This is a genomic window from Streptomyces sp. CB02923 (assembly GCF_001905005.1).
Lineage (GTDB): Bacteria > Actinomycetota > Actinomycetes > Streptomycetales > Streptomycetaceae > Streptomyces.
Genome location: NZ_LWKZ01000026.1, coordinates 396,119 through 415,309 on the forward strand (window position 1 = coordinate 396,119; position 19,191 = coordinate 415,309).

The 19,191-nt window shown below is 71.6% G+C and carries 12 protein-coding genes and 2 pseudogenes; 10 read left to right on the plus strand and 4 right to left on the minus strand.

Annotated features, from left to right (window positions below; all coding sequences use genetic code 11):
* Window positions 1–3: 3 nt before the first annotated feature.
* On the minus strand, window positions 4–294 hold the full coding sequence (locus tag A6A06_RS33320) for an acyl carrier protein (protein WP_073766592.1): 291 nt from the start codon (window positions 292–294) through the stop codon (window positions 4–6).
* A 1,061-nt stretch (window positions 295–1,355) separates the two neighbouring features.
* Here A6A06_RS33320 and A6A06_RS33325 point away from each other — a divergent pair.
* Window positions 1,356–4,886, plus strand: coding sequence for a BTAD domain-containing putative transcriptional regulator (locus A6A06_RS33325; RefSeq protein WP_073767163.1), 3,531 nt, complete (start codon window positions 1,356–1,358; stop codon window positions 4,884–4,886).
* Between the two features lie 355 nt (window positions 4,887–5,241).
* Window positions 5,242–5,664 (plus strand): hypothetical protein, encoded by a 423-nt coding sequence (locus tag A6A06_RS33330; protein ID WP_073766594.1) that lies wholly within the window; start codon window positions 5,242–5,244, stop codon window positions 5,662–5,664.
* 74 nt (window positions 5,665–5,738) lie between these two features.
* Here the strand turns inward: A6A06_RS33330 and A6A06_RS33335 are convergent, their stop codons facing one another.
* Window positions 5,739–6,380, minus strand: a complete 642-nt coding sequence (locus A6A06_RS33335) for a helix-turn-helix domain-containing protein (protein WP_199931339.1) — start codon at window positions 6,378–6,380, stop codon at window positions 5,739–5,741.
* Between the two features lie 143 nt (window positions 6,381–6,523).
* On the opposite strand from A6A06_RS33335, the gene A6A06_RS33340 reads away from it, so the two are divergent.
* The 8 genes and pseudogenes from A6A06_RS33340 to A6A06_RS33370 form a co-directional block, all read left to right on the plus strand.
* A complete protein-coding gene (locus A6A06_RS33340) occupies window positions 6,524–7,510 on the plus strand; it encodes an alpha/beta hydrolase (protein WP_073766596.1) in 987 nt (328 codons plus the stop codon).
* A 45-nt stretch (window positions 7,511–7,555) separates the two neighbouring features.
* The gene (locus A6A06_RS33345; protein WP_073766598.1) at window positions 7,556–8,566 is read left to right on the plus strand and encodes a LacI family DNA-binding transcriptional regulator; all 1,011 of its coding nucleotides are present in this window, start codon (window positions 7,556–7,558) and stop codon (window positions 8,564–8,566) included.
* A 133-nt stretch (window positions 8,567–8,699) separates the two neighbouring features.
* Window positions 8,700–10,076 (plus strand): ABC transporter substrate-binding protein, encoded by a 1,377-nt coding sequence (locus A6A06_RS33350; protein ID WP_073766600.1) that lies wholly within the window; start codon window positions 8,700–8,702, stop codon window positions 10,074–10,076.
* The gene (locus A6A06_RS33355; protein ID WP_073766602.1) at window positions 10,076–11,026 is read left to right on the plus strand and encodes a carbohydrate ABC transporter permease; all 951 of its coding nucleotides are present in this window, start codon (window positions 10,076–10,078) and stop codon (window positions 11,024–11,026) included. Before A6A06_RS33350 ends, A6A06_RS33355 begins: the two co-directional genes overlap by 1 nt.
* Window positions 11,026–11,907, plus strand: coding sequence for a carbohydrate ABC transporter permease (locus tag A6A06_RS33360; RefSeq protein ID WP_073766604.1), 882 nt, complete (start codon window positions 11,026–11,028; stop codon window positions 11,905–11,907). The genes A6A06_RS33355 and A6A06_RS33360 overlap by 1 nt, the downstream gene beginning before the upstream one ends.
* 105 nt (window positions 11,908–12,012) lie before the next feature.
* Window positions 12,013–13,593 (plus strand): glycoside hydrolase family 13 protein, encoded by a 1,581-nt coding sequence (locus tag A6A06_RS33365; protein ID WP_073766606.1) that lies wholly within the window; start codon window positions 12,013–12,015, stop codon window positions 13,591–13,593.
* A gap of 230 nt (window positions 13,594–13,823) precedes the next feature.
* Window positions 13,824–14,087: pseudogene (locus tag A6A06_RS44070) on the plus strand (discoidin domain-containing protein); the annotation flags it as partial.
* Window positions 14,088–14,486: 399 nt separating this feature from the next.
* Window positions 14,487–16,160 (plus strand): annotated as a pseudogene (locus A6A06_RS33370) (glycosyl hydrolase); the annotation flags it as partial.
* On the opposite strand, the gene A6A06_RS33375 reads toward A6A06_RS33370, so the two are convergent.
* Together A6A06_RS33375 and A6A06_RS33380 are read right to left on the minus strand one after the other, a co-directional pair.
* Entirely contained in the window at window positions 16,147–17,391 is a 1,245-nt protein-coding gene (locus A6A06_RS33375) for an MFS transporter (protein ID WP_073766608.1), read from the minus strand. The pseudogene A6A06_RS33370 and the gene A6A06_RS33375 overlap by 14 nt on opposite strands.
* A 30-nt stretch (window positions 17,392–17,421) precedes the next feature.
* Window positions 17,422–19,086, minus strand: a complete 1,665-nt coding sequence (locus A6A06_RS33380; RefSeq protein ID WP_073766610.1) for a hypothetical protein — start codon at window positions 19,084–19,086, stop codon at window positions 17,422–17,424.
* Window positions 19,087–19,191 lie beyond the last annotated feature (105 nt).

The following is a 19,191-nucleotide window of genomic DNA, read 5'->3' on the forward strand; positions in this document are numbered from 1 at the left end:
CGGCTAGTCAGCACACGGTACACCTCCGCCCTCGGATCCCGCCCAGGCGTGATTTTCGGCCACCCCGGCCACGAAGGTGTCGAAATCCACGAGCGAGACGAAGACGTTGGCGAGCAGGTCGTCGTCCGTGACCTCCAGCGCGAACCGCTCCTCCAGATAGGAAATGAGCTGGATGTAGCCGAACGAGTCGATGACACCCGCCTCGAAGAGGTCGGTCTCGGCCGTCACCTCGCCGCCGAATTCGACGAGGAAGCGCTCTTCGATGAACTGCTGGATCTGCTGTGTCCTGTCCATGTCTCAGGTCCTTGTTCCGTGGGGGTCCGTGGAGGCCCGTGGAGGCGTGGGGGTTCGTGATGGGAGTTCGTGGTGGGAATTGGGGAGAGAGGGACGCGGCGCGGACCTTTTCCACCGTGCGCGGCGCTGAATTCCCGCCCGCTTCCTCGCGCTCCATGGCGGAATGGGCGGAACCGTCGCCCCGTGACCCGCATGTGAGGAGGTGGCGGACGCCGTCCGTCCGGCGGGCCGGTCCGGCCCGCCGCGCGCCCGGAATTCCCCCGTCGGGCGCCGCGGCCGTGAGTTCGCCGTGCTTCTTTACGCGTCCGTGTTCCGTCTCGTAATCGGACGCACCCGCCGCCGGAAGAACGCTGTCCGCGCAGAGACCGGGTGCGGGGAAGCAGTCGGCCGCCCCCCGTACCGCGTACGTCCGGAGGTGTGCGGCGCGTTCGCGGTACCGGGCGCGGGCCGGGTATATCGCGTCTGCGAAAGCAAACCGGCCCGGTTGTCGCGGCACGGCGCGATGAGGACGTATTCCAGAGGTCCGCAAGCGAATTGAGAGCGTCAGGGATAACGCCCGAAGGCTTCCGCCCCCGTGCCGCGGGGGCGTGACCCCTGGCCGGGGAAGCGGACGGTAAGGCACCCGGCACCCCTCAACCGGCCACATCCATACGGCCGGCCGGTGGCCCGGCACTGTCCTTGCCGCGGCCCGCCGGGCGGCGGAGGGCGCTGCTGTCGTGGCCTTCTGAGTGCATGTCGTCCCTGTTCGCGAGGTGTTTACCGGTCCGGTGCGACGCACCCGCCCGGGCTCGGCGACAGTCGTCGGCGGTGCCGGTGGGCGGCTTGCGGCCATCGTGGGACAGCCCCCTTGCGGCCCCCTGGTCCGGACGCTGACGCACGCTTGCCGGCCAACCTGCCGTGGCTTTCCGCTTCCTTGTCGTTTCGCTTGCCGAAGGCTTGCCGATGGCTGATTGCCGATCTTTGCTCGTCTCGCCACATATGCCATGATCACTTTCTGGATGGAACCGGTTACCATCCGGCATTTCCTTCTGCACAGCCGCCGGCGTGAGAATGGGACCGACATGTGCACACCTCACACCCCGCCCCCCGCACCCCTGCCGGACCTCACCGGCCCTTCCCAGCCCGGACCGGGCACCGCCGAGCCCGTACTGCGTGTCCTCGGCCCGATGTCGGCACAGCTCGACAGTGAGGATCTCCCCCTCGGCCCGCCACGGCGGCGGGCCCTGCTGGCCCTGCTCCTCATACGACTGGGCAGAGTCGTCCCCACCGAACTGCTCATCGAGGAGCTCTGGGGCGACGAGCCACCACGGCACCCCGTCGCCACGCTCCAGAGCCACCTCTCCCACCTGCGCCGGGTACTGGCCCCGGCGGCGGGCCAGGGCACCTCGTCCGTGCTGCGCTACCAAGCGCCCGGGTACGTGCTCCAGCTCGCCCCGGAGCAGGTCGACGCGTTCCGCTTCGAGCGGATGGTCACCGACGGGCGGCAGCTCCTGGAACAGCGCGACCTGCGCGGCGCCCGCAACCTGCTCTCCGACGCCCTGGAACTGTGGCGCGGCGCGCCCTACACGGAGTTCGGCGCCGAACCGCCGCTCTCCGACGAGACCGCCCGCCTGGCACAGGTCCGGCTCACCGCGCTGGAGGCCGGCGCGGAGGCCGGGCTCGCCCTCGGGGCGGCCGAGGAGGTCGCGGCCGAACTGGGCCTGGAGGTACGCCACCACCCGACCCGTGAACGCCTGGTCGGCCATCTGATGACGGCGCTGTCCCGCCTGGGACGGCAGGCGGAGGCCCTGGAGGTGTACGAGCGGACGCGCTCCCACCTGGAGGAGGAGTTCGGTGTGGACACCGCCGTCGAACTCCAGCGGGTGCACACCGGCATCCTCCGCCAGGAGCTGGACGACGGCGGCCCGGCAGCCCGCCCCGCACCCGCCGCCCCTGCGGCCGCTCTTTTCCCGCCCGACCCGCTCTACTCCCCCGGCCCGACCGGATCACCAGACTCCTCCGTCTCCCCCGACTCCCCCGGTTCGCCTGACTCGCCCTGGACGGCGAGCCTTCCGGCGCAGCGCCGCCCTGCCGCGGACACGGCCGGTCATCCCCTGGAGACCACGGCGGCACCAGGCCGTCCCACGCGGACTTCGGACCGGAGTACGGCGGGTACCGGACCGGCCCGGGGCACGCGCGAAGCGGCGGGTCCGCGGCCCGTGCACGACGCCGGACGGACACCGCCTGCCCGGCCGGCTCCCGCGGACCACCTCCAGGGCCCCGGAGAAGCGGCGCCCTGGCCGTTCATCGGGCGGGACCAGGAACTGCACCGCCTGGTCACCGCGTCGGCCGGCGCCGTGACCGGCCACGGGCACGTGGCCTGCGTACTCGGCCCCGCCGGAGTCGGCAAGACACGCCTGCTGATGGAGCTCGCACCGGCGCTGGAGGCCGCCGACGACTCGCTCGACGTGGTCTGGAGCCACTGCTTCCCCGGCGAGGGCGTACCGCCCTACTGGCTGTGGACGCAGGTGCTGCGCCATCTCTCCACCACCCGGCCGGACGCCTTCCGCACCGCGACCGCGCCCTTCGACACGCTCCTCGCCCCCGTGATGCCCGAGCGGTCGGCCGGGCCGGGCGGCGGGCAGGGGCACGAGGACGACTGGGCCCAGGCGCGTTTCCTGACCCACGACGCGGTCTGCGAAGTACTGCTCGCGCTGGCCGCCGAACGCCCGCTCGTCCTGCTCCTGGAGGACCTGCACTGGGCCGACGCCGCCTCCCTCGATCTGCTGCGGCTGCTCGGCACGCGCCGTCAGGGGCACCGGATCAGCATCGTGCTGACGGCCCGTGACTTCGAGGCCGACTCCGACGCGACGATCCGCCGGATGCTGGCCGACATCCTCCGGGGCCCCAGGTCCGAGACGCTGCGGCTCTGCGGGCTGCCCCGCAACGCCGTCGCGGCTCTGGTGGAGGCGCAGGCCGGGAGCGGGGTGGGTGCGGACGTCGTCGAGGCGCTGCACCAGCGCAGCAAGGGCAACCCGTACTTCGTCATGCAACTCCTGTCGCTGCTCGGCGACGTGCGGCGCCTGCACGACACGGACGCCACCGACGTGCTGCTGGCGCAGGTGCCGACCGGGGTGCGTGAAGCGCTGCGACAACGGTTCGCCACCCTGCCGGAGCAGGCCCTGCGGGTGCTGCGGCTGTGCGCCGTCATCGGCACCGAGATCGATACGGATCTGCTGCACCACACCGCCACCGAGGACGAACCGGTCGCCCCCGCCCTGGAATCGGCGATCCGGGCGGGCCTGCTCGGCGAGGACCCGCACCATCCGGGGCGGCTGCACTTCGTGCACGCGCTGGTCCGCGAGACGCTCGTCGACGTACTCGCACGCGAGGAACGCCACCGGCTGCACGCCCGGGTGGCCGAGTCGCTGTGCGCGCGCGGCGTCGGGCAGGTGGGCGACGAGGAGTGCGAGCGCCTCGCCCACCACACCTGGCACGCTCAGGACGCACTGCCCGCCAGGCAGGCTCTGCCCCGTCTGCTGCGCGCCGCCGAGCAGGCCGAGCACCACCTGGCGTACGAGAAGGTCGAGACGTGGCTGCGCCGGGCCGTGCACCTGGCCGGTCTGCTGCCCCGTGACGACACGTCGGCCCGCGCGCTGGAGCAGCGCCTGTACATCCAGCTCGGGCAGCTGCTGGCCACGGTCCGCGGCTACGGTGACGCCGAGGCGGAAGCGGCGCTCAGCCGGGGCCGCGCTCTCGGTGCGATCACCCGCGCGCCGGAGGACCCGTCGGTGCTGTGGGCGCTGTGCTCGGCGTTCCTGGTCACCGGCCGCTACGACGAGTCCGGGCAGTTCTCCCGGCTGTTGCGGGACATCGGGAGCCGTACGCGCCACCCGGTGGCGCTGCTCGGCGCGGCGTACGGCAAGGGCGTGGCGCTGCACGTACGTGGCCGGCTGCCGGAGGCGCTCGCGGAGCTGGAGCGCAGCGTCGGGCTGGCGGACCGTTTCGCCCGCGAGGGCCACACCCTGGCCCGTACGTTCCAGCACGACCCGCGTGTCTCCTGCCGCTCCTACGACACCTTCACCCACTGGATCCTGGGCGACCGTGACACGGCCACCTCGCGCCGCCGCCAGCTGCAGAGCCTGACGGCGTACGAGAGCAGGCCCTCCGACCGGGCCTTCGCCCTGTATGTGGACGCGGTCCTCGCCACCTGGGAGGACGACGCCGACACGGCGCTCTCCTCCGCCACCGAGGGGGCACGGGTGGCGGAGGAGCACGGGCTCCTGTACTGGAAGGCGATGCTGCGCCTGACCGAGGGCTGGGCCCTGACCCGGCTGGGCCGCAACGACGCGGGCCTGACCCTGATGCACGCCTCCCTCGCCGAACTCCGTCCCTCCCGCTCCCACTTGCGGCTCCCGCTCCACCTCGGCCTGCTCGCCCAGGCCCAGCACCACGCCGGCCGCCGCGACGACGCCACGGCCACCCTCCGCAAGATGCTCGCCGTCATCGAGCACCGCCGCGAGCACGTCTATCTCCACCCCGCCCTCCCCACCACCGCTCTCCTGCACGACCTCATCGGCCGGCACGTGACGGACACCGCCCTCTCGGGCTGACCAGCCCCGCCCCGCCCCTGCGCCTGCCCGCGAGGCCACCGGATCCGCCCCCTCCGGAGGCCGTCCGGCCAGGTGCGGGGGCCGCTGGGCGTGGGCGGCACCGGCCGACTGCAACCGTGGAAGCGCGCCGTCCGTTCCGCGCCAAACACGCCGCTCATATCCGCGACTTCAGGACATCTGCGCCCATTGGGGGTTGTGAGGCTGCCGAGGTCCGTGGCATCCATGTGCACGGGAGCGCTTCGTGGGCTGCCGCCTGAAGTCCGCGCACCGGTGACCCGAGCGCACCGTCGACGGCGGCCCGTCGCCCACTCCCTGCCGTCACACACCACCGCACGAACTCGGATGAGGAGAAATCATGCGCGCATCCAGACGCTGGAAGACGATGATCTGCGGCGTGGCCGCCGCCACCGGCATCGTCCTCGGCACGGGAACGGCCCAGGCCGTGCCGATCGGCCAGACCCTGACCGGCAAGATGGACTTCTACGAGAAGGTCGGCTTCGGCGCCTGCGGTACGTGGCTCAACACCGGCGCAGGGGACTTCGCCGCCGTCTCCCCCTCCCTGTGGACCGCGGCCGACGCGAAGAAGGACGAACTCTGCGGCCTCAAGGTCACCGTCATGTACAACGGCACGATCATCAGCGTATGGGTCCAGGACAAGTGCACCTCCTGCGGTCCGAACGACCTGGTTCTCAGTGAGAACGCCTTCCGCAAGATCGTGCCCTGGGGCACCGACAAGGTCGACAAGATCGATTGGGAGTTCTTCCGCCCCCAGCAGTGACCGCACCCACCAGAGCGGAAACGGCCTGACATCCCGGGCACATCCGGGACGTCAGGCCGTTCGCTTCCTGCTTGCTACCGGGGCGGCGGGCCGGGGGCGGGCGGTGTGCGCGGCCGCAGGCGCTCCCCCTGGGGCCCGAACATGATCAGGTATTCGACCGGCCCGTCGGCTCCGGCGTTCGCGACGCCGTGTGGCGTGCGGGTGTCGAACTCGGCCACGTCCCCGGCGGCCAGGACGAGGTCCCGGTCACCGAGTGCGAGCCACAGCCGCCCGTACAGGACGCACAGCCACTCGTAGCCGCCATGGGAGACCTGGCGCGGCCGCGCGGACGGCTCCTCGGCTGCGGGCAGGACGTGCTTGTGGGCGTGCAGGCCGCCGACGTAGCGGGTCAGCGGCAGCACCAGCTTGTCGTCGCCGAACCGCTGGAGCGCGGAGGTGCGGGGCTCGGAAGTGTGGGACTCGGAGGTGCGGGACTCGGCGGCGGGAGCGGGTGCGGTGCCGGCCAGTTCGTCCAGGGAGACGCCGTACTCCTTCGCCAGGTGTAACACCACCTCCAGGGTGGGCTTGCGGCGGCCGGTCTCGATCCGTGACAGCGTGCTCGGCGAGATGCCGGTCGCACAGCTGACGCCGGTAAGCGTGGCGCCGCGATGTTCGCGTGCGGCCCGTAGCCGGGGGCCCATCGCCGCCAGCGTCTCGGCCACGTCGTCGCCCGTCACTCTCCCTGCCCCTTCCGCACTTGTGCCGCTCCACCCGTCCAGTCCTGCAAGTTTGCCAGACTGGCAAGGCCGATCGCGTCGGACGGGTGCCGCGCCGCATGATCGACGGGTACCCGCGACCGCCGCGAACCGAGGAGAAGCCCATGCAGTCCGAGCCGTCCGCCGAACTCCGGCACCGCACAGTCGAGGCCCCCGCCGGCCGCCTGCACCTGGTCGAGCAGGGCGCCGGACCCCTGGTCCTGCTCGTGCACGGCTTCCCCGAGTCCTGGTACTCCTGGCGCCGCCAGCTCCCGGCCCTCGCCGCGGCCGGCTACCGGGCGGTGGCGATCGACGTACGCGGCTACGGCCGTTCCTCCAGGCCCGCGGCGGCCGACGCCTACCGGATGCTCGGCCTGGTGGAGGACAACGTCGCCGTCGTACGCGCCCTCGGCGAGGAGAACGCGGTGGTCGTCGGCCACGACTGGGGCTCCAACATCGCGGCTGCCTCCGCCCTGCTCCACCCCGAGGTCTTCGGCGCCGTCGCCCTGCTGAGCGTCCCGTACGCGCCGCCCGGCGGTCCCCGCCCCACCGACGTCTTCGGCCGGATCGGCGGCCCCGAGCAGGAGTTCTACGTCTCCTACTTCCAGGAACCCGGCCGCGCCGAGGCGGAGATCGAGCCCGACGTCCGGGGCTGGCTCGCCGGCTTCTACGCCGCCCTGTCCGCCGACACCATGCCCGCCCGGGGTGAACCCGACCCGCACTTCGTCGCCCGCGGCGGCCTGCTGCGCGACCGCTTTCCCGCCGGCGCCCTCCCGGCCTGGCTGACCGAGGACGATCTCGACTTCTACGCCGCGGAGTTCGAGCGCACCGGCATGACCGGTGCACTCAACCGCTACCGCAACATGGACCGCGACTGGGAGGACCTCGCCCCGTACCGCGGCGCCCCGGTCACGCAGCCGTCCCTGTTCATCGGCGGCGCCCTGGACGCCTCCACCACCTGGATGTCCGACGCCATCGACGCCTTCCCCACCACCCTCCCCGGTCTGTCCGCCTCACATCTCCTGGACGGCTGCGGCCACTGGATCCAGCAGGAGCACCCCGAGGAGATCAACCGTCTGCTGACCGGCTGGCTCACCACCCTCACGAACTGAACCGCAACGCAAGCCGCTTGCACTACTTGCGCTAATGTTGCGTATATGACGCGACGACTTGCGCAGGTGGCGAAGAAGGTGGGCGTCTCCGAGGCGACCGTCAGCCGGGTGCTCAACGGCAAGCCCGGCGTCTCGGAGGGCACCCGGCAGGCGGTGCTCACCGCGCTGGACGTGCTCGGCTACGAGCGGCCGACCCAACTGCGCGGGGAGCGCGGCCAGCTCATCGGGCTGGTGCTGCCCGAGCTGTCGAACCCGATCTTCCCCGCCTTCGCCGAGGTCGTCGGCGGCGCGCTCGCCCGGCGCGGCCTGACCCCCGTGCTCTGCACCCAGACGCCCGGCGGCATCCAGGAGACCGACTACGTGGACCTCCTGCTCCAGCAGCAGGTCTCCGGCGTGGTGTTCGCGGGCGGGCTGTACGCCCAGGCCGACGCGCCGCACGACCACTACCGGCTGCTGCACGCCAGGAATCTGCCGGTGGTGCTGGTCAACGCGCCGATACCGGGGCTGGACTTCCCCTGCGTCTCCACCGACGACGCGGTCGCGGTGGAGCAGGCGTGGCGTCACCTCGCCTCGCTCGGCCACGAGCGGATCGGCATGGCGCTCGGCCCGTCCGACCACGTGCCGTCGCGGCGCAAGCTGGCCGCCGGGCGGGCCGTGGCACGGGCCGCGGGCGCGGAGCTGCCGGAGGAGTACGTGGTGCGGGGGATGTACTCGATGGAGGGGGGCCACGCGGCGGCGTCCCGCCTGCTGGACGCCGGGGTGACCGGCATCGTCTGCGCCAGCGACATCATCGCGCTGGGCGCGGTGCGCGCCGCGCGCCGGCGTGGGCTGCGGGTCCCGCAGGACGTGTCGGTGGTGGGGTACGACGACTCGCCCCTGATGACCGTCACGGAGCCGCCGCTGTCGACCGTCCGGCAGCCGATCGACGCGATGGGCCGTACCGCCGTCCAGTTGCTGACGGCGCAGATCGACGGCAGGGAGGTGGTCCGCGACGAGATCCTCTTCGAGCCGGAGCTCGTCGTACGCGGTTCCACCGGCCCCCGCATCTCGCGGTAGGAGCCGTCGGCGAAGCCGCGTACTTCGTTGTCAATCTTTTGCAGATTATGCACGGGATATTGCGCCCCTCTGAGGGCGGTGCTTGAGTGTGCGCCACCGCTCGCCGCACCGCTCACGCCAGAGGGGTCCACCGATGTCCTCCACGAGAAGCCGCTGCCTCGCGATCGTCTGCGCCACCGCCGTGTCCCTGACCGCGCTCGCCGCCTGCGGCACCAGCAGCTCCGGCACCGACGACGGCGACCGCGCGCCGGACGGCAGGGTGCGGCTCACCGTCAACGGCCGGCCGCCGACGACGCAGGTCTTCGAGCGCAAGCTCTTCGACCAGCACGTGCAGCAGTTCGAGAAGGCCCACCCCGGCATCGACATCGTCCCGCACGAAGGCTTCATGGACCCGAAGACCTTCAACGCCAAGCTGGCGGGCGGCAAGTTGGAGGACGTCTTCTACGTCTACTTCACCGACACCCGCGGCCTGATCGACCGGCACCAGGCGGCCGACATCACCGACCACGTCAAGGACATGCCGCACCGCGGCGACGTCCAGGACGAGCTGATGAAGGTGTTCCAGGACGAACAGGGCCGCCAGTACGGCCTGCCGACCGCCAACTACTCGATGGGCCTGCTCTACCACCGCGTGCTGTTCGAGAAGGCCGGCCTCGACCCGGACAAGCCGCCACGGACCTGGGCGGACGTACGTGCCGCGGCGCGGCGGATCGCGAAGCTGGGCGGCAACACCGCCGGCTACGCCGACTTCTCCAAGAACAACCAGGGCGGCTGGCACTTCACCGCCGAGCTGTACTCGCGCGGCGGCCGGGTGGCCACCGAGCGGAACGGCAGGTGGAAGGCCGCGTTCAACTCGGCGGCGGGCAGGGCCACCCTCCAGGATCTGCACGACATGCGCTGGAAGGACGACTCGATGGGCAGCAAGCAGCTGCTCCAGGCCGAGGACGTGCAGCGGATGATGGGCAGCGGCACCCTCGGGATGTACATCGCCGCGGCCGACAACATCACCGTCATCGCCAAGCAGTTCGGCGGTGCCTACCGGGACTACGGCCTCGCGCCCGTCCCCGACGCCAGGTCGACCCTGATCGGCGGCGAGGGCTACATGGTCAACCCCAGGGCGTCACGGGAAAAGATCAAGGCCGCGGTCACCTGGCTCCAGTGGAAGTTCCTCGACCCGGACCTCGTCGAGCAGAGCATCCGGGACAACCTCGCCGCGAAACTGCCCGTCGGGCTGCCCATGCCGCCCACCCCGGACATCTGGAAGGGTGCCGTCCGCGACCGGGTGGAGCAGGCCAAACGGAAGTACGCCAACATCCCCGTCGGCAACTACCGGACCTACATGGACGCGGCACCCCGCGTACCCGGCGTGATCGAGCCCCCGGAGGCGCAGCGGGTCTACTCCGTGCTCGACAACGTGATGCAGGCGGTCCTCACCGACCGGGACGCCGACATCGACGCGCTTCTCGCCACCGCCGAGAAGAAGGCCGACCAGATCTACGGCGCGTCCTGATGGCCACCGCTCCCCCGCTGGAGAAGCCGATGCCCCCGCCGCCGGACACCGCGGAGCGCGGGCCGCGCGCCGCCCGCCTGCGCCGTTCGCTGCGCGAGCAACTGACCGCGTACGGGTTCCTGTGCGCCGCCGTGGTGGTCTTCGCGCTGTTCTCCTGGTGGCCGATCGTCCGCAACGTGGTCCTGGGCTTCCAGCACGTCAACTTCGCCACCGGGAACACCTGGGCGGGCCTGGCCAACTTCGAACGGCTCTTCCACGATCCGCTGCTGGCCACGGCGTGGCGCAACACCGCGCTGTTCACCGTGTACGCGGTGGTGCTGGGCTTCTTCGTGCCGTTCCTGACCGCGGTGCTGCTCAACGAGTTCCGGCACGCCCGCGCCTACTTCCGCGTCCTGGTCCACCTGCCGGTGATGCTGCCGCCGGTGGTCGTGGCGCTGATGTGGAAGTGGTTCTACGACCCGGGTCCGGGGCTGCTCAACGAGGTCCTGCGCACCCTCCATCTGCCGACCTCCGCCTGGCTCGACTCCTCCGCCACCTCACTGGTCTCCCTGGTGATCGTCTCCACCTGGGCCAACATGGGCACCGCCACGCTGATCTACCTCGCGGCGCTCCAGACCATCCCCGGCGAGCTGTACGAGGCGGCGGAGCTGGACGGCGCGAACCTGTGGCAGCGGCTGCGCCACGTCACGGTCCCGCAGACCCGGTTCGTCCTGCTGGTCCTCCTCCTGCTCCAGATCGTCGCGACGATGCAGGTGTTCACCGAGCCGTACGTGATGACCGGCGGCGGACCGGACGACTCCACGGTCACCGTGATGTTCCTGATCTACCGCTACGCCTTCGTCTACAACGACTTCGGCACCGCGAGCGCCCTCAGCCTGCTGCTGCTCCTCGTACTCGCCGCGTTCTCCGCCCTCTACCTGCGCGTGACGCGCGGCGCCAAGGAGGACTGATGGCCGCCTCGGCCCGCACACTGGTCCGCCCCGCCGTGCTGCGCACCCGCAAGGGGAAGCTGGTCTACTGGTCGGTGCTGGCCGTGGCGCTGGTGCTGTTCACCGTCGCCTTCCTCGTGCCGCTGTACTGGGCCGTGACGGGCGCGATGAAATCCCCGGCCGAGCTGGCGCAGAGCCCGCCCACCCCGGTCCCCGCGGACTGGCACCCGGAGAACTACGCCCGCGCCTGGCGCGAGATGGGCCTGACCCGCTACTTCCTCAACACGGTGCTGCTGGCGGGCGGGGCCTGGCTGGTCCAGCTCGCGGTACAGGTGCCGGCCGCGTACGCGCTGTCCAAGCTGCGGCCCCGGTTCGGGAACGTGGTGCTGGGGCTGATGCTGGTCACCCTGATGATGCCCGCCACCGCGCTGCTGGTGCCCGTCTACCTCACGGTCGTCGACGTCCCGCTGTTCCACCGGAACCTGATCGACAGCCCGAGCGCGGTCTGGCTGCCCGCCGCCGCCAACGCCTTCGGCATCTACATCCTGAAGAGCTTCTTCGACCGCGTCCCCGACGAGCTGCTGGACGCCGCCCGGATCGACGGCGCGGGCCCGGTGAGCACCATGGGGCGGATCGTGCTGCCGCTGTCCCGGCCGATCCTCGCCGTGGTGTCGATCCTTTCGGTCGTCGCCGCGTGGAAGGACTTCCTCTGGCCACTGCTGGTGCTGCCGGACCCGGCGAAGCAGCCGCTGAGCGTCTTCCTCCAGCGCGTCGCCCAGGACACCCCGCTCAACAGTCTGATGGCGGGCCTGGTGATGGCTTCGCTGCCGCTGATCGCGCTGTTCCTGGTCTTCCAGCGGCAGATCATCGCCGGTCTGGGCGCGGGCGGCCTCAAGGGCTGACCGCCCCGGGCCCGCCCCGGGCGGGCCGTCCCTGACCGCCCCGGGCCGCCCCGGCCGCCCCCGTCTCCCCGTCTCCCCGTACGCCTCGTACGAAAGGACTCCCCTTTGTCCCGCACGGACTGGTGGCGCAGCGCTGCCATCTACCAGGTGTACGTCCGCTCCTTCGCCGACGGGAACGGCGACGGCACCGGCGATCTGGCCGGGGTCCGCGCCCGGCTGCCGTACCTGGCCGAACTCGGCGTGGACGCGCTGTGGTTCAGCCCCTGGTACCTCTCGCCGTTCGCCGACGGCGGTTACGACGTCGCCGACTACCGCACCGTCCACCCGGACTTCGGCACCCTCGCCGAAGCGGAGAAGCTCCTCGCGGAGGCGCGCGGGCTGGGGCTGCGCACCCTCGTGGACATCGTGCCGAACCACGTCTCGGACCGGCACCCGTGGTTCAGGGCGGCGCTCGCCGCCGGTCCCGGATCGCCGGAGCAGGAACGTTTCCACTTCCGGCCGCCCTCCCCCGGGCCGCCGAACGACTGGGTGAGCGAGTTCGGCGGCGTGCCCTGGTCGCGTACGGAGAGCGGCCAGTGGTACCTCCACCTGTTCAGCCCCGAGCAGCCGGACCTCGACTGGAGCCACCCCGCGGTGCGCCAGGAGCACGAGGACGTGCTGCGCTTCTGGTTCGAACGCGGCGCCGCGGGGGTGCGCATCGACTCCGCCGCGCTGCTCGCCAAGGCCGACGGGCTGCCCGACATGCCCGCCGATGGAGGCCCGCACCCCTTCCACGACCGGCCGGAACTGCACGGCATCTACCGCTCCTGGCGGCGGCTGGCCGAGGAGTACGGGGCCGTGCTGACCGGGGAGATCTGGCTGCCGGACGCCGAGCGCTTCGCCCGCTACCTGCGACCCGACGAGCTGCACACCGCCTTCAACTTCGATTTCCTGGCCCGCCCCTGGGACGCGGCCGAGCTGCGCGCGTCCATCGATCTCACGCTGGCCGCGCACGCCCCCGTCGGCGCCCCCGCCACATGGGTGCTGGCCAATCACGACGTGACCCGTACGGTCACCCGCTACGGGCGGGCCGAGGACACCGGATTCGCCTTCGGCCGCAAGCGCTTCGGGACCCCCACCGACCTCGCTCTGGGCACCCGCAGGGCGCGTGCCGCCGCGCTGCTCACCCTGGCCCTGCCCGGCTCCGTCTACCTCTACCAGGGAGAGGAACTGGGCCTGCCGGAGGCGGAGATCCCCCGTGCGCTGATCCAGGACCCGATGCACGCGCGTTCCGGTGGTGCGGACCCGGGCCGGGACGGCTGCCGGGTGCCGCTGCCCTGGGGCGCCGACGGCGACGGCCCCGGCTGGCTGCCGTGCCCGGCGGACTGGGCGCACTACGCGGTCGAACGGCAGGCCACCGACCCGGACTCGATGCTGACGCTGTACCGGACCGCGCTGCGGCTGCGCCGTCCCTTTAAGGACGCGGGCCCGCTGCGCTGGCTTCCTACGGACGCGCCACACGCGCTGTCCTTCGCCCGTGCCCTTGCGGACGGCGACAACGGCGACGGCAGCGCCGTGCTGTGCGTGGTCAACTTCGGCCCACGGGACATGGCGCTCCCCGCGCACCGCGAACTCCTCTTAGCGAGCGGCCCCTTGACTCCAGGGGGCGCGCTGCCGCAGGACACAGCGGTCTGGCTGCGGGCCTGACCGGGCTCGGCCGCCGCTCCCTCCCCACAGAAGGGAAAGTCATGGGCACCACACAACGCACCTCCCCACCGCTCAGAGGGGCCTGGCGGCCGGTACTGGCCGCCGTGCTCAGCACCGGACTGCTGGCGACCAGTTGGCAGACGTCCACCGCCGAAGCAGCACCAGCCGAAGCCGCGCAAGCCGAAGCCGCACCAGTACAAGCCGCACCGGCCGGAGCCGGTCCTCTGGCGATGCGTCTCAGCGGCGACGGCGCAGCCCGCGCGCACGACGGCGACCCGGACACCTACGCGCAGGGCAGCGCCTCCCACTGGATACAGGCCGATCTCGGCGCGACCCGCCGCCTGGACCGGGTCGAGTTCCAGCTGCCCGGCGAGGCGCAGCAGGTCCAGCTCCAGGGCTCCGTCAACGGGCGCGACTTCGTCGACCTGTCCGACGTCCGGGCCCGCAAGGGAAAGATCACGCTGCCCCTGGGCGGCACGCCGTTGCGTTACGTCCGCGCCGTCGGCGCACACCGGGTCGGTGAACTCGCGGTCTACGGGGCGGCGTCCGGCGACGCCACTCCCCCGCGTACGCCGCGCGGCATCCAGCTGCACGGCACGACGCTGAGCTGGGAGGGCACCCCCGACGCGGCCGGGTACGACGTCTACGCGGACGGCCGGCTGCGCGCCGGGCTGCCCGCGACGGCGACGCAGTGGCAGGACACCACGGCGCCCGGCGGCACTCGGCGGAAGACCGACTACACCGTGCGGGCACGGGACGCAGCGGGCAACCAGTCCCCCGACAGCCGGACGGCCACCCGTACCGTCGCGCCAGGCGGCGGCTCCCCACGCGCCGCATTCGCCGTGCCCGGCGGAAAGCCCCGGCCCCGCCCCCAGAACGCCAAGGCCGCGACCGGCGCCACCATGCCGTACACGACCGTGGAGGCGGAGTCCGGCGCCACCGGCGGCGGCGCCCGGGTGGTCGGGCCCAACCGCAGGATCGGCGACCTGGCGGGCGAGGCGTCGGGGCGTAAGGCCGTGACGCTGAAGGAGACCGGCCAGTACGTGGAGTTCACCACCCCGGTGGAGACCAACACCCTGGTCACCCGCTTCTCCATCCCCGACGCGCCCGGTGGCGGCGGGACGGACGCGACGCTGAACGTCTACGTGGACGGCCAGAAGGCCAAGTCCCTCGGCCTGACGTCCAAGTACGCCTGGCTGTACGGCCCCGAGGCGGGCCCGGTGAACGATCCGGGCGCGGGCCCGGCCCGGCACATCTACGACGAGGCGCATCTGGACCTCGGCCGTACCGTGCCGGCGGGCAGCAGGATCCGGCTCCAGAAGGACCCCGAGAACTCCTCCTCGTACGCGATCGACTTCGTCGACTTCGAGAAGGTGTCCGCGGCGCCCAACCCGGACCCGCAGGCGTTCGTGCAACCGGCCGGGTTCGGTCATCAGGATGTGCAGAACGCGCTCGACCGGGCCCGGATGGACACCACCGGGAAGATCCAGGGCGTCTATCTGCCGCCGGGCGACTACGAGACGTCGAGCAAGTTCCAGGTCTACCTCAAGCCGGTGAAGGTGCTCGGCGCCGGCCCGTGGTTCACCCGCTTCCACGCCCCCGCCGGGCAGCAGAACACCGACGTCGGCTTCCGCGCGGACAACGGCGCCAACGGCTCGGTCTTCTCCGGCTTCGCGTACTTCGGCAACTACACCTCGCGGATCGACGGGCCCGGCAAGGTCTTCGACTTCCAGCGCGTCTCCGGCATCACCATCGCGAACATCTGGGCCGAGCACCTGGTCTGTCTCTACTGGGGTGCCGACACCGACCGGATGACGCTCCGCGACAACCGCATCCGCGACACCTTCGCCGACGGCCTGAACATGACCAACGGCTCCTCCGACAACCTGGTGACCAACAACGAGGCCCGGTCCACCGGCGACGACTCCTTCGCGCTGTTCTCCGCACTCGACTCCGGCGGCGGCGAGCAGACGAACAACGTCTACGAGAACCTCACCTCCAAGCTCACCTGGCGGGCCGCGGGCCTGGCCGTCTACGGCGGCCAGCTCAACACCTTCCGCAACATCCGCGTCGCGGACACCCTGGTCTACGCGGGAGTGACCATCTCCTCACTGGACTTCGGCTTCCCGATGAACGGCTTCGGCCCCGGACGGACCTCGTTCGAGAACCTCGGCATCGAGCGCGCGGGCGGCCACTTCTGGAACGGGCAGACCTTCCCCGGCATCTGGCTGTTCTCCGCGTCGAAGCCCTTCCGGGCGATCCGGGTGCAGGGCGCCGAGATCACCGACCCGACGTACCACGGGATCATGTTCCAGACGAACTACGTCGGCCAGCGGCCGCAGAACCCGGTCGAGGACACGGAGCTGACGGACGTGACCGTCTCCGGTGCGCGGAAGAGCGGCGACGAGTACGACGCGCGGTCCGGCTTCGGGATCTGGGCCAACGAGATGCCCGAGCCGGGACAGGGCCCGGCCGTGGGGCGGGCGACGTTCCGCGGGCTGACCCTGCGGGACAACGCGGAGAACATCCGTAACACCACCTCCACATTCAAGATCAACGTCGGGTGACGGACACGTCCTCGGCCCCGGGCCGCCGCACGCCGTGCGGCGGCTCCGGGTCCGGCTCCGGGTCCAGCTCCGGGTCCGGTCGTACGGCGCCGGAGCGGCGGACCCACACCAGCGCGGCCAGGCAGGCAGGGACCGCCGACACACCGAAGCCCGCCACCGCGACGACCATGCCCGTACGGTCCGCGACCGCGCCCACCGCGAGCACGGGGACGGCCAGGGCGAGATAGCCCACCGCGTACGTCACCGACAGCACCGCACCGCGCTGCCGCGCCGGAAGGGCCGCGGTCAGGCCGGTGAGCGCGCCGGTGAAACCGAGGCCCTGGCCCGCGCCCGACGCGACGGCGGCGACGGCCAGCAGCGGCAGGCTCCGCGTCCAGCAGGCCAGTACGAGCAGGACCAGCCCGGCCGCCAGCACGCCGAGGCCCGCCGCCTGCCCGGCTCCCGGGACGAGCCGCCCGGCGCACGGCTGTGCGAGGGCCGAGCACAGCAGCATCAGCGCGACGGTCGCGCCGCCCACCACGGTGCCCGCGCCCGGGTTCAGGGCCGCCGCCACCGCCGGTACCAGGGCGAGGAAGACGCCGAGCAGGCTCCAGGCGAAGACGGTCGTGACGGCGGCCGTCGCGAAGGTCCGCCGCACCGCCCGGGGCACCCCGGGCCGCCGCGGGCGCCACGGGCCCGGCGCCCGGGGCGCGGCCTGCGGCCAGCGCAACAGCAACACGAGCAGCAGGAGGAGGAGATGGACCAGGTACGGCGCGGCCAGCGGCGCGGGAGCGACCGCGGCGAGCGTCCCGGAGAGCAGCGGCCCGCTCGCGCTGCCGACGGAGATGGCCAGTGAGGCGAGGGAGACGACGCTGCCCCGGGGCCGGGCACCGCCGCCTTCGTGCGCCGCGTCGGCCAGCGCGGCCGTCGCCGCGCCGGAGGTGAGACCCGCTGCCGCGCCTTGCAGCATCCGCCCCGCGAACAGGGCGCACGGTGCCTGCGCGGACGCCAGCACCGCCGACCCCAGCGCCGCCAGCGCGATACCCGCATACGCCACACGCCGGCGCCCCCAGCGGTCCGACAGGCCCCCGCCCCACAGCACCGTGGGAATCAGTACGGCCACATAGACCGCGAACAGCCCGGTGACCGCGAACGGGGAAAGGGCGAAATGGCGCCCGTACTCCACGTAGAGCGACGTGGGCATACTGGAACCGGCGCAGATCACCGTGATGGTGCAGGCCGGTCCCGCCACGGAAGAAGGGTGCCGCCATGTCATGGCCGGTCACAGAGACGCGCAGAGGGCGTCGAGCTGCCGCCGCTCCGCCTCCTCGTCCTCGTCCTTGCCGCCGAGCATGTAGCCGCCGAATTTCATGTGGCCGCGCTCTTCCCCGAGCGAGATCACGCCCCGGCCGACCTCGGCGATTGCCGCTTCGACGTCCGCGAGTTCGACGTCGGTGTGCTCGCGGACGTACCGCTCGGTCAGCTGCCGCGCCGGAATGATTTCACCGTGCACGGCGCGCACCTTCGCGTCGGAACGGAAGGATTCCCAGTACATCCGGGAGCCGGGAATCACTCCCGGCGCCGCCACCGAAACGGTGGTGATCGCGTCACGGTACGTCTCGGCCAGCGAGAGCCAGTGGTCCACCTCGCTGCGCAACAGCTCTTTGGTCGTGCCGGGCAGTCCCATGATTCCCGAGACGTACAGCTTGTAGTCGAGCGTCCGCGCCAGTTCCAGCGCCTCGTACACCCGGTCCGGCCCTTTGTTGATTCCCTTGGAGTCGCCCTTCAGCAATGTGGGGTCGAATGCCTCCAGACCGACGTTCCAGGTGCGTACGAAACCCTTGCACAGCTCCGCCGACTGCAGGAACTCGAAGACGAGCCCGTACGCGAGCATGAAGCGGTGGTCGCGCAGTACGGGCGAAGCCGCGCACGCCGCGGACAGGTCGTCCAGATAGCCGATCTCCCCGGACCACTGATCGCGGGAGAAACCCAGCGTGGAGTCCCCCGCGGCGTAGACGTTCGCGCCGAGTGTGCCCACCACGTCCTCCAGCACCGGAACGATGGCGGGAACGCTGGTGGTTTTCGGTGTGAGGCCCTGTATCGAGCAGTGCTTGCACCGTCGGCCCGGCCGTTTGCCCCAGGTGCATCCGGCGTCCAGCGGCAGCGTCACCATGCGTTTGAGGTCGTAGTGCTGCGCGTACCAGACCTCGAATGCCTTGTCGTAATACCGTGCCAACTGGTCCTCGATCAGGTGGTAGTCGGGCAGCAGGCGCCGGTCGATCGGGTACGAGGGCGCGGGCTGGCTGACCACCTCGCCGTTCCGGCGGTAGGCGAGCGAGGGCACCCGCGCCAGGTCGAGCTGCCCGCGCAGCGCGTACAGCAGCCCCATCATCGTGAACGGGCCGTTGTTTCCGGTACTGATGAAATCGACCAGCCGGCTGCCGTACCGTCCGGTGAGTATCTCGCGGTACAGGATTCCGGCGTGGTCGTTGCCGAACACCACGACCGCGTGCGGATTGGCCCGCTTGATCTCGGCGGCCACGATGAACGCCCACAGCGCGGTCGAGGTGTAGACCGTCAGCGCCGCGACGTCGGGAGGGTCGGCGTGGATGGCCGCCCGTACCTCCGGCCACTCCAGGTGGCTCAGGTCCAGGTACCGCCGGTCGATCTCCGGAAAACAGCGTTCGTGATACGTCAGCATCTCGACCAGCGCGGCATGCGGATAGACCGAACCCTCGTTGCTGTACCGGTCCTGGCCGCCGACTCCGGGAATCTCCGCGCCACCACCGGAATGCCCGCCGCGGTGGGCGGAGGTCAGGGGCAGCGCGAAATACCAGACCGAGCGGATTCGCCTGGCGGGCGCGGGCGCCGCGGGCAGCGGGAGCGCCCATTGGTACCGGCCGTCCACCGCGATGGTTTCCTCGCTGGGCCGCAGGCTCATCTCCATCAGATTTCCTTCCCCCATCGCCCGGCCCCGCGGTCCCGTGGAAAGGCCGCACGGGCCAGGAGCCACCCTGACCTGTCCTGGTACACGCGCACCCGCACTCGCTGT

What these genes read in the sequence shown, in the direction of transcription:
- A6A06_RS33325 (WP_073767163.1), top strand. Translation starts at nt 1,356, where the DNA reads ATGTGCACACCTCACACCCCGCCCCCCGCACCCCTGCCGGACCTCACC.
- A6A06_RS33345 (WP_073766598.1), top strand. Translation starts at nt 7,556, where the DNA reads ATGACGCGACGACTTGCGCAGGTGGCGAAGAAGGTGGGCGTCTCCGAG.
- A6A06_RS33360 (WP_073766604.1), top strand. Translation starts at nt 11,026, where the DNA reads ATGGCCGCCTCGGCCCGCACACTGGTCCGCCCCGCCGTGCTGCGCACC.
- A6A06_RS33355 (WP_073766602.1), top strand. Translation starts at nt 10,076, where the DNA reads ATGGCCACCGCTCCCCCGCTGGAGAAGCCGATGCCCCCGCCGCCGGAC.
- A6A06_RS33330 (WP_073766594.1), top strand. Translation starts at nt 5,242, where the DNA reads ATGCGCGCATCCAGACGCTGGAAGACGATGATCTGCGGCGTGGCCGCC.
- A6A06_RS33350 (WP_073766600.1), top strand. Translation starts at nt 8,700, where the DNA reads ATGTCCTCCACGAGAAGCCGCTGCCTCGCGATCGTCTGCGCCACCGCC.
- A6A06_RS33380 (WP_073766610.1), bottom strand. Translation starts at nt 19,086, where the DNA reads ATGGAGATGAGCCTGCGGCCCAGCGAGGAAACCATCGCGGTGGACGGC.
- A6A06_RS33340 (WP_073766596.1), top strand. Translation starts at nt 6,524, where the DNA reads ATGCAGTCCGAGCCGTCCGCCGAACTCCGGCACCGCACAGTCGAGGCC.
- A6A06_RS33320 (WP_073766592.1), bottom strand. Translation starts at nt 294, where the DNA reads ATGGACAGGACACAGCAGATCCAGCAGTTCATCGAAGAGCGCTTCCTC.